This is a genomic window from Kluyvera georgiana, assembly GCF_050990895.1.
Taxonomy (GTDB): domain Bacteria; phylum Pseudomonadota; class Gammaproteobacteria; order Enterobacterales; family Enterobacteriaceae; genus Kluyvera; species Kluyvera georgiana.
In genome coordinates, this window is the sequence record NZ_CP158865.1 from 2,903,732 (window position 1) to 2,916,363 (window position 12,632).

Annotated in this window: 14 protein-coding genes and 1 pseudogene; 4 read left to right on the top strand and 11 right to left on the bottom strand. The window is 50.2% G+C overall.

Annotated features, from left to right (window positions below):
• Nucleotides 1-22: 22 nt before the first annotated feature.
• Nucleotides 23-1,237 carry an MFS transporter gene (locus tag ABTW00_RS13830; RefSeq protein ID WP_433636066.1) on the bottom strand — a complete coding sequence of 405 codons (1,215 nt, stop codon included), beginning with the start codon at nucleotides 1,235-1,237 and terminating at the stop codon, nucleotides 23-25.
• Between the two features lie 134 nt (nucleotides 1,238-1,371).
• A complete protein-coding gene (locus ABTW00_RS13835; protein WP_433636067.1) occupies nucleotides 1,372-1,851 on the bottom strand; it encodes a cyclophilin-like fold protein in 480 nt (159 codons plus the stop codon).
• 104 nt (nucleotides 1,852-1,955) lie between these two features.
• Between ABTW00_RS13835 and ABTW00_RS13840 the strand changes: the two genes are divergently transcribed.
• Together ABTW00_RS13840 and ABTW00_RS13845 are read left to right on the top strand one after the other, a co-directional pair.
• A complete protein-coding gene (locus ABTW00_RS13840) occupies nucleotides 1,956-2,855 on the top strand; it encodes a LysR family transcriptional regulator (RefSeq protein WP_064546314.1) in 900 nt (299 codons plus the stop codon).
• 109 nt (nucleotides 2,856-2,964) lie between these two features.
• Entirely contained in the window at nucleotides 2,965-3,534 is a 570-nt protein-coding gene (locus ABTW00_RS13845) for a hypothetical protein (RefSeq protein ID WP_065356332.1), read from the top strand.
• Nucleotides 3,535-3,622: 88 nt separating this feature from the next.
• Here the strand turns inward: ABTW00_RS13845 and ABTW00_RS13850 are convergent.
• The 4 genes and pseudogenes from ABTW00_RS13850 to ABTW00_RS13865 form a co-directional block, all read right to left on the bottom strand.
• Nucleotides 3,623-3,777: pseudogene (locus ABTW00_RS13850) on the bottom strand (DMT family transporter); the annotation flags it as partial.
• 28 nt (nucleotides 3,778-3,805) lie between these two features.
• Nucleotides 3,806-4,993, bottom strand: coding sequence for an MFS transporter (locus tag ABTW00_RS13855; RefSeq protein ID WP_433636068.1), 1,188 nt, complete (start codon nucleotides 4,991-4,993; stop codon nucleotides 3,806-3,808).
• A 363-nt stretch (nucleotides 4,994-5,356) separates the two neighbouring features.
• Nucleotides 5,357-6,250, bottom strand: coding sequence for a dihydrodipicolinate synthase family protein (locus tag ABTW00_RS13860; RefSeq protein ID WP_433636069.1), 894 nt, complete (start codon nucleotides 6,248-6,250; stop codon nucleotides 5,357-5,359).
• 21 nt (nucleotides 6,251-6,271) lie between these two features.
• Nucleotides 6,272-6,967 carry a B3/B4 domain-containing protein gene (locus tag ABTW00_RS13865; RefSeq protein WP_433636070.1) on the bottom strand — a complete coding sequence of 232 codons (696 nt, stop codon included), beginning with the start codon at nucleotides 6,965-6,967 and terminating at the stop codon, nucleotides 6,272-6,274.
• 43 nt (nucleotides 6,968-7,010) lie between these two features.
• Here ABTW00_RS13865 and ABTW00_RS13870 point away from each other — a divergent pair, with 43 nt between their 5' ends.
• On the top strand, nucleotides 7,011-7,613 hold the full coding sequence (locus ABTW00_RS13870; RefSeq protein ID WP_433636072.1) for a helix-turn-helix domain-containing protein: 603 nt from the start codon (nucleotides 7,011-7,013) through the stop codon (nucleotides 7,611-7,613).
• Nucleotides 7,614-7,800: 187 nt separating this feature from the next.
• Complete coding sequence (locus ABTW00_RS13875) at nucleotides 7,801-8,823, top strand: DUF2971 domain-containing protein (protein WP_433636073.1); 1,023 nt, start codon at nucleotides 7,801-7,803, stop codon at nucleotides 8,821-8,823.
• Between the two features lie 16 nt (nucleotides 8,824-8,839).
• On the opposite strand, the gene ABTW00_RS13880 is transcribed toward ABTW00_RS13875, so the two are convergent.
• From ABTW00_RS13880 to ABTW00_RS13900, 5 genes are all read right to left on the bottom strand, one after another.
• On the bottom strand, nucleotides 8,840-9,439 hold the full coding sequence (locus ABTW00_RS13880) for a tail assembly protein (RefSeq protein ID WP_433636074.1): 600 nt from the start codon (nucleotides 9,437-9,439) through the stop codon (nucleotides 8,840-8,842).
• Nucleotides 9,426-9,683, bottom strand: a complete 258-nt coding sequence (locus ABTW00_RS13885) for a DUF1441 family protein (RefSeq protein WP_326970917.1) — start codon at nucleotides 9,681-9,683, stop codon at nucleotides 9,426-9,428. The genes ABTW00_RS13880 and ABTW00_RS13885 overlap by 14 nt, the downstream gene beginning before the upstream one ends.
• Nucleotides 9,684-9,829: 146 nt before the next feature.
• On the bottom strand, nucleotides 9,830-11,743 hold the full coding sequence (locus ABTW00_RS13890; RefSeq protein ID WP_433636075.1) for a ClpP-like prohead protease/major capsid protein fusion protein: 1,914 nt from the start codon (nucleotides 11,741-11,743) through the stop codon (nucleotides 9,830-9,832).
• A complete protein-coding gene (locus tag ABTW00_RS13895) occupies nucleotides 11,740-11,931 on the bottom strand; it encodes a hypothetical protein (protein WP_052284111.1) in 192 nt (63 codons plus the stop codon). The genes ABTW00_RS13890 and ABTW00_RS13895 overlap by 4 nt, the downstream gene beginning before the upstream one ends.
• A 240-nt stretch (nucleotides 11,932-12,171) precedes the next feature.
• Entirely contained in the window at nucleotides 12,172-12,570 is a 399-nt protein-coding gene (locus ABTW00_RS13900) for a hypothetical protein (RefSeq protein ID WP_433636076.1), read from the bottom strand.
• Nucleotides 12,571-12,632: the final 62 nt, after the last annotated feature.

A 12,632-nucleotide genomic window follows, 5' to 3' on the forward strand; every position in this document is an offset into this window, starting at 1 on the left:
TTCCTTATCAGGATTAGTGTTATCAATGGTCACCGGCAGATGCGTCTGCACGTGAGGTCAGGAAAATCAGTACGGTTGCAATAATCAACATCGCGGCGCTGGTCAGGAAGGTGCTCTGGTAGCCATGATGGTCGAACAGCAGGCCCCCGACGGTGGAGCCCAGCGCAATAGACAGTTGCACCATCGCCACCATCAGCCCGCCGCCCGCTTCGGCATTCTGCGGGAACGTGCGTGGAATCCATGCCCACCACCCCACGGGCGCGGCGGTTGAAATAAACCCCCACAGCCCCAGCAACGCCGTCACAATGGCCGCCTGGCTGCCAAACGCGATCAGGGCGAGTGCGACAATTGCCATCAGCACGGGAATCGCCATCAGGGTCGGGTAGAATCCGCGCTTCAATACCCGGCCAATCAGCGCGGTGCCGATGAAACCGGCCATACCGATGACCAACAGGATGAGAGTCCCCGCCGAGGCATCCACCTTCGTGACCGCCTCAAGGAAAGGCCGGATATAAGTGAAGAGCGTGAACTGGCCCATAAAGAAAATTCCCACACCCAGCATGCCCAGCGTGACCACCCGGCGGCGAAACAGCATGAAGACATTGCCGGCCCCCGCCGGCTGACGGGTAACCGGCATGGAGGGTAGGCTGAGCAGTTGCCAGACAAACGCGATGATGGCGACAGGTAACAGGCAGAAGAAGGCTCCCCGCCAGCCGATGACTGAACCCAGCCAACTGCCCAGGGGGGCAGCCACGACGGTTGCCAGCGCATTACCGCTATTGAAAATAGCCAGCGCCAACGGAACACGGTGCACCGGTACCAATCGCATCGCTGTCGCCGCCGACATCGACCAGAACCCGCCGACGACGATGCCAATCAGGGCGCGACCCGCCATATAGGTCAGGTAATTGGGCGCCATCGCGATGACAGCGCCGGAAAGCGCCATCATGCACGTCAGGCCGAGCAGCAGGATTTTCCGGTCAAGCGCGCCTGACACTCTGGAAATAAACAGGCTAGTCACTACCGCAAACGCGCCAGAAATGGCGATTCCCTGCCCGGCCATGCCTTCGGTAATATTCAGGGAGTGCGCCATCGGCGTCAGGAGGCTGACCGGCATAAATTCGGAGGCGATCAGGGCGAAGACGCACAGCGTCATGGCAAACACGCCGCCCCAGTGCGCCCGCTGTTTTTCACTTGCTCCGTTGTTGTTTCTGGTTTCAGTTTTCTGATTACGCATTTAGCCTTTCTTTTCTGTAGATAATACGATGCCCTCCCCTTGCGCCTTCAGGCCTGCAAGAGACCCCGAAGCGACGACGTGAGGGATAAGTCTGGTGGTAAAAGGAAATGCGTTTTTTTGAAACGCGTGACCGCTTAGTCTACGGCCCTGATCTGTACCCTAAGCGGTCCGTGGCGCTGCAGGGCGGGCAGCCCTGAATCGACTTTGCCAACCGGGATCAGTGAACGGGCGTAAGGTCTACCCTGGACAAAAATCGCCAGGTTGCCCCAGGGCGCGTAGAAAGTTATATCCCCGGCTTGCGGCGTCATGCCTTCTGGAGCCTGTGCCGTAGAAAGCCTGCGCGGTAGATCGCTAATGCGCTCTATATCGGCGTAATCCTGCAGCGTGAGGCTGAGGGGAAGCAGTGACGCAAAATCCCGCCCTGTCGGTGTGTTATAGAGGGTGGCGGTCGCGGTCTCACCGTTCACAACGATCTCAATTTTCATCAGCGTCTCCTGTACGGCTACCCGTTTGTTGTTACCCGCCATCACGAACTGCGTGACGCACAGCAGCCCGATAAAGAGCAGAAGCAACAGCGACGTTTTGCCATCAGCATTTTGCGTATTGTTTAGCATTGACTTTTTCATCGCATTATTGTTACCAATAGGCAGCGGCAAAACTAGCTAATGAATGCTTAATAGCCTTATAAGTAAAATTTATAAATAGCCAGGAAACAAACGTGGCAAGACGCAACCTCAACGATTTACTCTCTTTTGTCACCGTGGCGCGGGAAGGCAGCTTCACGCGTGCCGCCGCGCTGCTTGGCGTGACCCAGCCAGCGCTGAGTCAGGCGATTTCCGGGCTGGAAGAGCGGATGCAAATCCGCCTGCTGACGCGGACAACCCGCAGCGTGTCCCCGACGGCCGCCGGGGAGCGCCTGCTGCAATCAGTGGGCCATCGCATTGACGAGATTGAGGCTGAGCTGGATATGCTGACCGAACTGCGGGACAAGCCTGCGGGGACCGTCCGAATAACCTGCGGGCCGAACGTGCTGAAAACGACCCTTCTGCCTAAACTGACGCCACTGCTGCGCGAGTATCCGGATATTCATATCGAGTTCGATGCAAACCACGGATTCCGGGATATCGTGGCAGATCGTTTTGATGCGGGCGTACGGCTTGGTGACACGATCGATAAAGACATGATAGCGATGCCAATCGGCCCGAAACTGCGTATGGCAGCGGCAGCCTCGCCCGATTATTTCGAACGATATCCGATCCCCCAAACGCCCCATGATCTTACACAGCATCAGTGTATTAATATGCGTATGGTCCGATCCGGGGGGATTTATGTTTGGGAATTTGATCGGGAAGGAGGAGAACTGAACGTCCGGGTTAACGGACAGTTGACATTTAATACGTCGGAACATGTTGTCGACGCTGCGCTGGCTGGGTTAGGCATCGCCTTTTTGCCCGAAGAAGAGTTCGGCTCACACATTCGAGAAGGTCGTCTCGTACACGTACTTGAGTCCTGGTGTCATCCTTTTCCAGGCTACTATCTTTATTACCCCAGCCGTAAACAGCCTTCACCGGCTTTTTCACTCGTTGTTGATGCGCTGCGTATGAACAAGAAAATGTAGGGTTAAAAGCAGGTTCGGAAATGATGATACACAAGGATAAATGTTTGTCTCCGTGTGTTAAAAAACCTCCTGATATCACAGAGAAAATAGCGAACAGGAACCGCTCAAAATGATGAAATATTTATCGCTGCTGGTCGTGGTGATGCTTGTAGGATGTACAAGTGCACCCAACTTGCCGCCTACGGATACCATTGTGGCTGTTAAACCTACCGAGTCCGGCATTATCGCCAGTTCAGCTAAATACGGTTACCGTTTTAACCGTAACGGTGTACCTCAGGAGTATCAACGTTATAAGACTTTTTATGAACGCTATCACCAACAGGCTTCCGGGGTGCGGGTTAGCTTTGAGGTAGAGCAACATGAGGTGACGGCGGAATACCAGGTTGTGATGGATAAGCGCAAGCTGGATGCCGGGCAGTTGACCCAATTGCGCAATGAGTATCATGCGGTGCAAATTGATAACGATCACCTCGGTGTTTCGTTTAAAGCAGCAGGATTTTGGTCTTCATCGTACCCGCCCGATCTGGCCGCCGCCTACCAGTTAGAACACCCGGTTGTGGTATCCATCAATGATAAGACCAAAACGATTAGCGATCTTGGCCAAGTCGCCATGATCCCCTTAGTACCTTTGTTTCCGCTATACATGATGTACGGATGTGCCACTGGGCCCTGTATCTGACGACCTGCCTTTCGGGAGATTCAGGCGATAATGACATCCTCTCCTGCCCCTCCCTGTTTAGTCGCAAACCGGGAGGGATTTAAAAATGTCAGCCTCGGTTCGAAATTTTCGTCGGTGCGGCTTGTGACTTGCTGCTGGCGTAAATGAAAAACAGCGCGATACCCATTAGAACGATGACGCCGAGTCGGCTCATCGAGCACGGAATGACTCATTGCCCAGCCAGCCGAAGCTATTGAGAGGCATATCTCAGGATTTCATCGGCACCGATTGATTAATCGGACTTCTCAGGGACAAACCGAGTCAGAATTAACGTCAATACACAGATCACCGCGCCAGCAAAAAATGTAGAAGCAGAACCCCAGATGTCCCACAACAATCCTGCCCCCAGACTCGCTATCAGTAATCCCAGGCCACTCAACAAACTGAATAATCCGAACGCCGTTCCACGAAGGTCAGCTGGTGCGGTGTGAGCAATCATCGAGTTCAGCAAACCCTGTGTCATTCCCATATGTACACCCCACAATACTACGCCAACAATAATCCCCACCCAGGAATGACTCAGGGCAAGGACTAAATCTGCCACGATGAGCACCACCAGCCCCATCTGGAGCAATCGCCGGTGGCTGGTGCTGTCTGATAAGCGTCCGAACGGATAGGCTGTAAATGAAAATACAATATTCATGGCGACCATAACGAGAGGGATGAAAGCCAGTGGAATATTGACCTCATGAGCTCTGAGAACCAGGAAAGCCTCACTAAACCTGGCGAGAGTAAATACCCCGCCGAGCCCTATCACCCACCAACAATCTACGCCCAGCCTTTTCAGGTTCTCTTTTTTTATCGGGTTAGTCCTGGCTGTTACGACAGGCGAGCGTGGTTCATGTAATCCGAAGAATAACAGGGCCACGGCCAGAAAGGCTGGAACGACCGCCACCCAGTAAACGGCGCGGAAATCATTACTCCATAACAGCATCAGGCCCACGGCAAGCAGCGGTCCGAGGAACCCTCCCATTGTGTCCAGTGTCTGGCGCAGGCCATAAGCCGCTCCTCTGATCTCGGGCGGAGTAACGTCAGCAACGAGAGCATCTCGGGGCGCCCCTCTTATTCCTTTGCCTACACGGTCAATCATTCGTGCGCTGAATATCATTCCTGATGTGGAGGCCAGTGCGAACAGCGGCTTGCTAAGCGCGCCAAGGCCATATCCAAGGACAGCCAGCCCTTTACGTTTGCCAATGTAATCGCTGATAACCCCTGAAAAAACTTTGACGCACAACGCTGTCGCTTCAGCCACTCCTTCTATGAGTCCGATGATAACTACCGGAGCCCCTAAAGACGTTGCCATGAAAAGTGGCAGGAGGCTGTGGATCATTTCAGATGAAATATCCATCAAAAGGCTGACGAAACCAATAATCCAGACGCCACCGGGAATGCGACGTAATGTCGAAAATCGAAGACTCATTTCACATCCTTTGAATAGGAAAAACGCTATTAAACATCACATCACGCTAAATGTTAATGAGAATCATTTTTCATAAATAAACTATGGCAGGCTGGCTGGGGGCGCAAGCGCCACCGTTGTGTCCACGCAAGCTCGACTGACGTTCCCGGTCCAGAGGTGAGTTATCTGAAGCGGTCTTTTTGGCCAATGATACGGTCTTTGTTCCACGATGGCTTGTTCATACTCAAATCTCCTGCAATGTGGAAGATTTGAGTATGGTTGCGCCTGATGAGCAAGAAATGGGCCTAAAGCTGTTGCTTTAAACAGGTAATGAGGATTGATATTCAGCCAGGTTCCAGAAGGACTGGCGGCACTGCAGGTAGATTACTTCAGCTCCAGCTTGCTTATCACACGGGCAATATCCGCGATATCATCTGCTGACAACGGCTGTAGAGGTCGAGGCAAGCAGTCCGTATTGGTAAGTCCAAGCACACCTGCGGCAGCGGCAATAACACGAAGACTTCCACCATGTTTACGGAACAGCGCCCACAAAGGTTCAAGGCGGTCTGTCAGGGCTGTAACGCGTTGATGATCCTTTACCGCCGCGGCTTCAGTGATTTGTTTCGACATCTCAGGGAACAGACCGCCGCACACGGAATACCAGACTTCACAACCGGCGTTTAATCCCAGCCCCGCATAAGCGTCGCCACTGATACCGATTGTTACGCCAGGGCGCAGATGTCGACGTAAGGCCTCTACCCGTTCGGCCGCAGCAGCCGAACTATCCGGGACGCCAGGGATCTTGACCGAGCAAACACCCTCAAGTGATGAGAGACGACCGTGGAGTTCATCCGTAAAGGTAAAATGCGTAGTGCCCGGATTATCGTAGATACACACCGGTACAGACACGTGCCGGGTAACGGTCTCAAAGAGTGAGAAGACTTCTTCGTCACGGAGTGATTGATAACTGACCGCCGGGAGTAACAGGGCATTCGCGCCGGCGGCCTGCGCATCATCTGCCAGGTGCAGAATGGCATCGGTACTGACCGACCCCACGCATACCATAACAGGGATATCCCCGGCATGCCGTTTTGCCAGAGTAGCTACCCGCTTGCGCTGCTCCCGGGTCAGATAGGCGTAGCTTCCGGTTGACCCCAGGATGCCCATAGAATCCACCCGAGCTTCTGTCAGGCGGGAAAGAATATGGCTGAACCCCTTTTCATCCACGCCGCTGGCGGTGACTGGCGTTAATGGAAACGCCGACAAACCGGTAAACATAAGTGTTTCTCCTGAATGGTATTACTGTTGTTGTTCTTCGATGAGAGCCACTTCAAACCACAGACCAGGCATCATTTTTTCAAGTCCATCGGTCAGCATTTTCCCGGCTTCGTGAAGCCTCTCCAACGGCATCTGTGGGAGACTTTCCAGAATGAACCACATTTGCTGAGCTTCCACGCCTAAGCGGGTTCTGATCCCCTGTCGCCAGTTCCATCGACGGCAAGTCACGCCGGTGTCATCACACCAGATAACCTCGCCTTGTGAAGGATATTCAACGGCCGTTTCCCCCTCTTTGACGGTATCAAAAGGCTCGATTCCTTTTGCCACAGCCAGACGTGGCGCCCCCTGATAGGCAGAAATATTCTCTCCACCAACCGGAATGGCGTAGCGGAGGCTAACGGCATTATAAAGATCAACGATGGGGTCGAGCGATGGCATCGTTCCGTCACGTAATACGCGCTTACGTAACGCATCCGCTGAGCAAGGGGCGCGTTTAGGTTTAGCGCCAAATTTTTGAAAAACATCGGCCCATGCGGCCAGATGAGCTTCCGCCCATTCAGGTTCACCGGCCAGAACGGCTTCACAGGCTTCCCGCAGCGCGGTTTCTCCAGCGTCAGGATTAAGCACTGGCGCAGCGTTTACATAGATACTGAGAGCCCGAAAACCTGGCGCAATACGATAAATTTCAGGGGCAATTGACGGAGATACTGTTAACACGCGATAATCCTGTAATGACTAATTTATCCCATAATAATGACCGATGACCAAAAAAGTCAATTTAATGACCGATGCAAATTCTATCGTCAACACGGTGAATGAAGCCGTATCTCAGCGAATTAAACGGTATCGTAAGCAAAAGAAAATATCCCTCGATGAGCTCTCCCGTCGGGCCGGCGTCAGCAAGGGAGCGCTGGTTGAGATTGAGGGATGCCGGGCGAATCCCAGCATTGCCCTGTTATGCCGTCTGGCTGCCGCGATGGGGGTTTCGGTGGCAGATTTTGTGGATGTCAGTTCCAAGCCGACCGTTCATCTCATTGCTGAAGACGAGATCCCAGAATTGTGGGCAGGTGAAAAAGGTGGGAGAGCAAGGTTGCTTGCTGGGTCGGGTGGCCCTGATATGACCGAGCTCTGGATGTGGGAAATGCAGCCAGGGGAAAAGTTTGCGTCACCCGGCCACACGGAAGGAACGCTTGAACTTTTTTATGTTCAGAAGGGCACGCTCACACTGGGCGTACAGGACCATCTGTATCGGGTAAAAACCGGCTGTTCGGCAACGGCCAGAACGGACGTTCCTCATTTCTATGAAAACCGGGAGAAGGACCCATTGGTATTTCTCATGACGGTACATGAGAAAGCATCCTGAATTGTTGCCCGGTATGCCATTAGGGCTTGCCTCATCAAAGCAAGTTGCAAGGAGTGGTGGATCATCATGCAATGCTTTGAAAACAACCCACTGGTTTTAAAGCGTTTTCCCCTATATCATATTTGTCGTTTTAAGAGCTGCAATACACTTTGCAATACACTTGGAAACGTAAAGAGAACTCTCAAATATGTATTATTTCAAATATTTTAGAAATGACACTTATTTCGAAAAATCAATAAGATACAACGAACTTTTTTTCGCTTCCAACAGCACGCTAAACGATCCAATGGATTTGTGGTTCAATCCTGTGCTTTGGGATGACATCGAAAAATGGAAAAAACTTCTAGAACATCTAAATTATTTTGGGATATATTTTTCGGATTATATTACAAAACCTCAAGATGACAGTTTTTATATAGATACAAACAAATTATTCTGCAACCAGAATTTAATGCAGATAGTTGAAGATAAATCACAAATCCAAAGAGATGTAGCTAAAATAATAGAAAACCATAATCTAGCATCAGGTCAAGACATTGATTCCGCTGCATCATTTTTGATTGGTAAATTTTGCAGACTAAAGGATGAAATTAATTTCTTATCTGTTTCCTTTAGTAAAGACCCATTTAATTATCTAATGTGGTCGCATTATGCCAATGGTTTTAAGGGATGTGTATTGATTTATGATTTTGAACATGGAAAGACAGAATTAAAAAAGCACATTTATGGAGGGGATGTATTAAAAGTTGAAATGCAAGACGTAACTTATTTAGATAGAGTAAGCCAAGTTGATTTATGGTCGTTAATATTCAACAATGTCTTTACAGACAGTTCATGCTTCATCTCTAAAAATAAACACTGGGAATATGAGAAAGAAAGCCGACTTGTAATCTTCTCTCAAACAAGGTCAGCAGGAGAAATACTTCATCATGAAGTGTCTTTGGTAAAAGGGGTTATTTTTGGTTCTCGCTGTGATGTTAATTTTAAAGAGCGAACAATAAAAGCCTTGCACGAAAATAGATCGTTTGGAGAACAGAACGATTTTTTATCATTCGATTCAGCATTAAATAACAACAATGAAATTCAAATAGTATCCGGCAATACTCACAACATAAAAACAGGAAGAGTAAACAAAATGACTCGTGAAGTGGTTGCCGAGTGGAATAACAAGTTCGACTATACTAAAAATATCATCGACAACCTTACTTAAATTGAACAGGGTTTAACTATAGTTTATCTTCTACATATATTCCTGCCGAAATTATAGCGCCGCCTATGCGGCGCTTACCGTAACCAAGTGGCACAGGATACCCCTGAGCCGCGGTGTTAGTCACACCACCAAAGGCGTAGGAGGCTTTATTGTCGGCATCCTGTTTGCTGGCTAATCCGGCTGGTTGCGGTGACAACATCTGAACGACACCACCTAACATCATTGCTGCACCAACCTTATATCCAAATGCTGAAAATGGGTTACCGGGTGCGAAATAATTCCCGACAGCTGAAGCCGCAATGATGACCGCGCCTAGTATTGTCTGGAAGATACCAGCCTTCTTACTACCGATAATTACAGGAACTATACGAATTTCCCGACCGCCATTAGGGAATGCCAAGTCATCCTCTCCAACATTCTTTTCACCTACAAAAATTGCAAACGTCAACCCGCGGGCTTTACTGGTATTCATGAACTTCTGGAATCCAGGAATGGTGGCTGATAACGCTCTAAATGCTTCCCGTGTTGGCCCGATAACCCTCTGGTGCTCCCTTCCAAATAATTTAGCCAGTGACCCGCTCAGTTTGATATTTGTCATTACTTCAGTGTTCTGCATTCTGGCTTCCCCCGGTGGAATAGATTGCCGATAAGGCTGATTTCAGGTCGTATAGTTTTCTCTTACAGCTGCTGCCTGGTGCGGGTGGAATATCCCGCAGGCGCTTTGATACTGTCTGCCGGTGCATCCCCGTGGCGCCAGCCAGCTCAGTAATCGTCAACCGTATTTGTTTCATCATTACCCCCAAAGATGATGAACAAAAAACATACAATCCATCATCTTTCCTGTTTTTCATCATTTTCATGCAATTAAAATCAATCAGTTAGCACATGATGATGATGACCATACAATTCAAAAACGAGCCGTTTCCCGCGATGCCGCCGCCCCGTGGCAGGTCGCCCCACCCGGAGGACCCACGTGAAATGGGTGGTTGTGGCCGCCCCGCTGCTCTTATGCCCCACTCGATTTGACCAGCCCGCGGTAGTCCAGCGCAGCCACGCCTGCATCGATGCGTACCTTCCAGGCGATACCATCAACGGTGAAGCCCTCCTGCTGCTCAAGATATGGTGTATCCATCCCGTCGAGATAAGCCACCTCGATAGTGTCTGTACCCTGTGCCGCGACAACATACCACTGCTTGTTGTCCGCCTTATCCAGTCGCGGCTCAACCACCACCTGAGCCATATCCTTCACCACGTTGATAATGCCTGGGTTCTGGTTCAGCGTGCCGTCCTGGTCTATCGGGAACAGCGAGGAAGATGAGAGCACCGCGCGATTGGCTGCCCCTTCCAGAGCAGCAGGAACGAGGATATAGGCTGGGATGACATTGATTGGGTCGCCGTTTGCATCCTCCTGCAGACGCATAGCCTTACGGGCCTCATTGAGTCCGTCTGTATCCATCCCTTTAGCAATGAGGTTTTTATGGTCGGCGTGGAACAGCGCTTTACCATCGGTGAACTTACTGTTCGCTGTCAGGTTGAGGTAGACCAGATTACCTACGGTACGCGCCGCAGCGCGGCCCATTGCCTGGGGAATGGTCGTTAACTGGTTCAAATCGTCATTGATGACGGCCTGGCGGGTAATGGAGAAGATATTGCCGTACGTCGCCAGAGCGATAGGTACGCCACTATCACTGGTTGTGACATATTTATACTCAGCGCCTTCCGGCACCTTATCCAGCTCAGAGAAGCCATTCAGACCAACGCGCTTGGCTTCATGGAAGTTAGAGAGCGAGCCGGTTTTAGTCCACTGCTGGAATGTTTCACCGCTGTTCTGCCAGCCGGTCAGCACCGACTTTTCAGCACCACCAGCCAGGATATGCGAGAAATCGCTGCTGCTGTGTGTAAATGCCATATTCACAATCTGCGAACGGTTGCCAAAAGCACTAACGCTGATGCCGCGATCCACCAGCGAAGCCTGAGCCATATCAAACAGGCTCATCATGGCGTAAGGGTTTCCCCGTTCGGCGCGTTCGTGACCCAGACGGGAATAAAGCCCCTGGCGGATAGCATCGCCGGTGATGTTACCGTTACCTGCGTAAATGTGTGCATCAGCGGTTTTGTTCGACGGGGTGGCATTTTTGCCCAGTGAGGCCAGCAACATGTCTTTCGCTTTTTCCGGCGTACAGTCCACATCCTCCAGGCACTGCATCTTCAGTGAATCATGCTTACCGCCAAACATAGCAAACAGGTCTTTAATCCCGTTGATGCGGTTCTGTTCCGGTACCGCGCTGCCGGTGGAGCCTTTCGGGCTGGTGATCATCCCTTTAATATCTTTTGGCATATGCTCAAAATCCTCAATTCGTTTCGATTCAATACAGGCCATTGCACTGACCGCCGGTAACAGTTCGTCAGCGAAACCTTGAGCCACACATTCACGGCCATCCATCCAGGTCTCACTCTCCAGCATGGTCCCCAGCACCTCAGCTGATTTACCTGTTTTACGGGCGTAAGCCGGGATCAGGACGCTTTCCACCTTGTCCAGCAGCTCGGCATAGTCGCGCATATCGTTTGCGTTACCGCCTGAAATTCCCCATGGCTTGTGAATCATCATGAGTGCATTTTCAGGCATAACGATACGGTCACCGGCCATCGCAATGACTGATGCCATAGAAGCGGCCAGACCATCGATATGCACTGTGACTTTTGCCGGGTGTTTATTCAGGAGGTTGTAGATAGCGATGCCGTCGAAAACGTCACCGCCGGGTGAGTGAATGTGAAGACTGATATGGGAAATATCGCCAAGGGCTTTCAGATCTTCAGAGAACTGCTGGGCAGTGATACCCCAGCCGCCGATCTCCTCGTAAATACTGATATTGGCGCCGGTGGCATCGCCGGCCGCTTTGATGGTGTACCAGCTTTTCATTCGGCACCATCCAGCCACTGATTCACGGCATGGCGAATAATTTGCGCGATCCCCGGCACTGGCTTGCCCGGGTTTTCTTTGATGAAGCGAATACGGTACTGCTTAAGCCGCTGGTTAGTGGCCGCATCAATGTGCACTGAACAGCCCTTCGGTTCACCCAGGTTGAGGCTATCGTTGTCGTTATCCATTCTCTTACCCTTATCGTGATTATTGGTACAAGCCGAATAATTGATCGATAAATGTGGTAAGTAAACAGATTTTTATCAGAAAAACAGATTAATCAGATTTAGACATAAAAAAACCGGGTTTCCCCGGCGTAGAATACTCATCCATGTCATTAACTTCGTTTTAGTGCTCTTCCTGTATCTGGTTGCCGATTTTCTAATGCCTCAAGCGATTTTAACTTCTATTAGTTGGCTCAAAAAACATCATCCATTCAATGAATAATATGTTGAAATGGCAGAAAGCATCACCCCTACATAAACAGGTGCATACAGCAGTATCATCAAACACTTAATCCATTTCTCACATTCATTTTGTTTTAAAATCACATTAATTATAGAAAAAAAACTCACAAAGAAACCAACAGTAGAAACAACCGCAAAAAATGTTAGCCCCCAATACATTAATCCATTAGCTTGAGCTCTTTTTATTACAGAAGTAGCCATGACCAAAAACTGGATAATGCCTATTGCCAAAGTACCGGAAGATTTTTCAGCCACAGTATGAAACGTATCGAAAAATCGTACAAATGCTTCATCCACTACATTACGAGTTGGTTCTTCCTTCATATTCCCCACATTTTCCCCACTTGGTTGAGTTCCCACTTACTACCCATAAGCATTTTTACTAACACCACGTCAAACCAGTAATGGCAAGGCTTCCATCA

Coding starts and splice junctions, on each gene's coding strand:
- ABTW00_RS13835 (WP_433636067.1), bottom strand. CDS start 1,851: ATGCTAAACAATACGCAAAATGCTGATGGCAAAACGTCGCTGTTGCTT.
- ABTW00_RS13860 (WP_433636069.1), bottom strand. CDS start 6,250: ATGTTTACCGGTTTGTCGGCGTTTCCATTAACGCCAGTCACCGCCAGC.
- ABTW00_RS13870 (WP_433636072.1), top strand. CDS start 7,011: ATGACCAAAAAAGTCAATTTAATGACCGATGCAAATTCTATCGTCAAC.
- ABTW00_RS13895 (WP_052284111.1), bottom strand. CDS start 11,931: ATGGATAACGACAACGATAGCCTCAACCTGGGTGAACCGAAGGGCTGT.
- ABTW00_RS13885 (WP_326970917.1), bottom strand. CDS start 9,683: ATGAAAATGATGAAAAACAGGAAAGATGATGGATTGTATGTTTTTTGT.
- ABTW00_RS13875 (WP_433636073.1), top strand. CDS start 7,801: ATGTATTATTTCAAATATTTTAGAAATGACACTTATTTCGAAAAATCA.
- ABTW00_RS13890 (WP_433636075.1), bottom strand. CDS start 11,743: ATGAAAAGCTGGTACACCATCAAAGCGGCCGGCGATGCCACCGGCGCC.
- ABTW00_RS13845 (WP_065356332.1), top strand. CDS start 2,965: ATGATGAAATATTTATCGCTGCTGGTCGTGGTGATGCTTGTAGGATGT.
- ABTW00_RS13855 (WP_433636068.1), bottom strand. CDS start 4,993: ATGAGTCTTCGATTTTCGACATTACGTCGCATTCCCGGTGGCGTCTGG.
- ABTW00_RS13880 (WP_433636074.1), bottom strand. CDS start 9,439: ATGCAGAACACTGAAGTAATGACAAATATCAAACTGAGCGGGTCACTG.
- ABTW00_RS13830 (WP_433636066.1), bottom strand. CDS start 1,237: ATGCGTAATCAGAAAACTGAAACCAGAAACAACAACGGAGCAAGTGAA.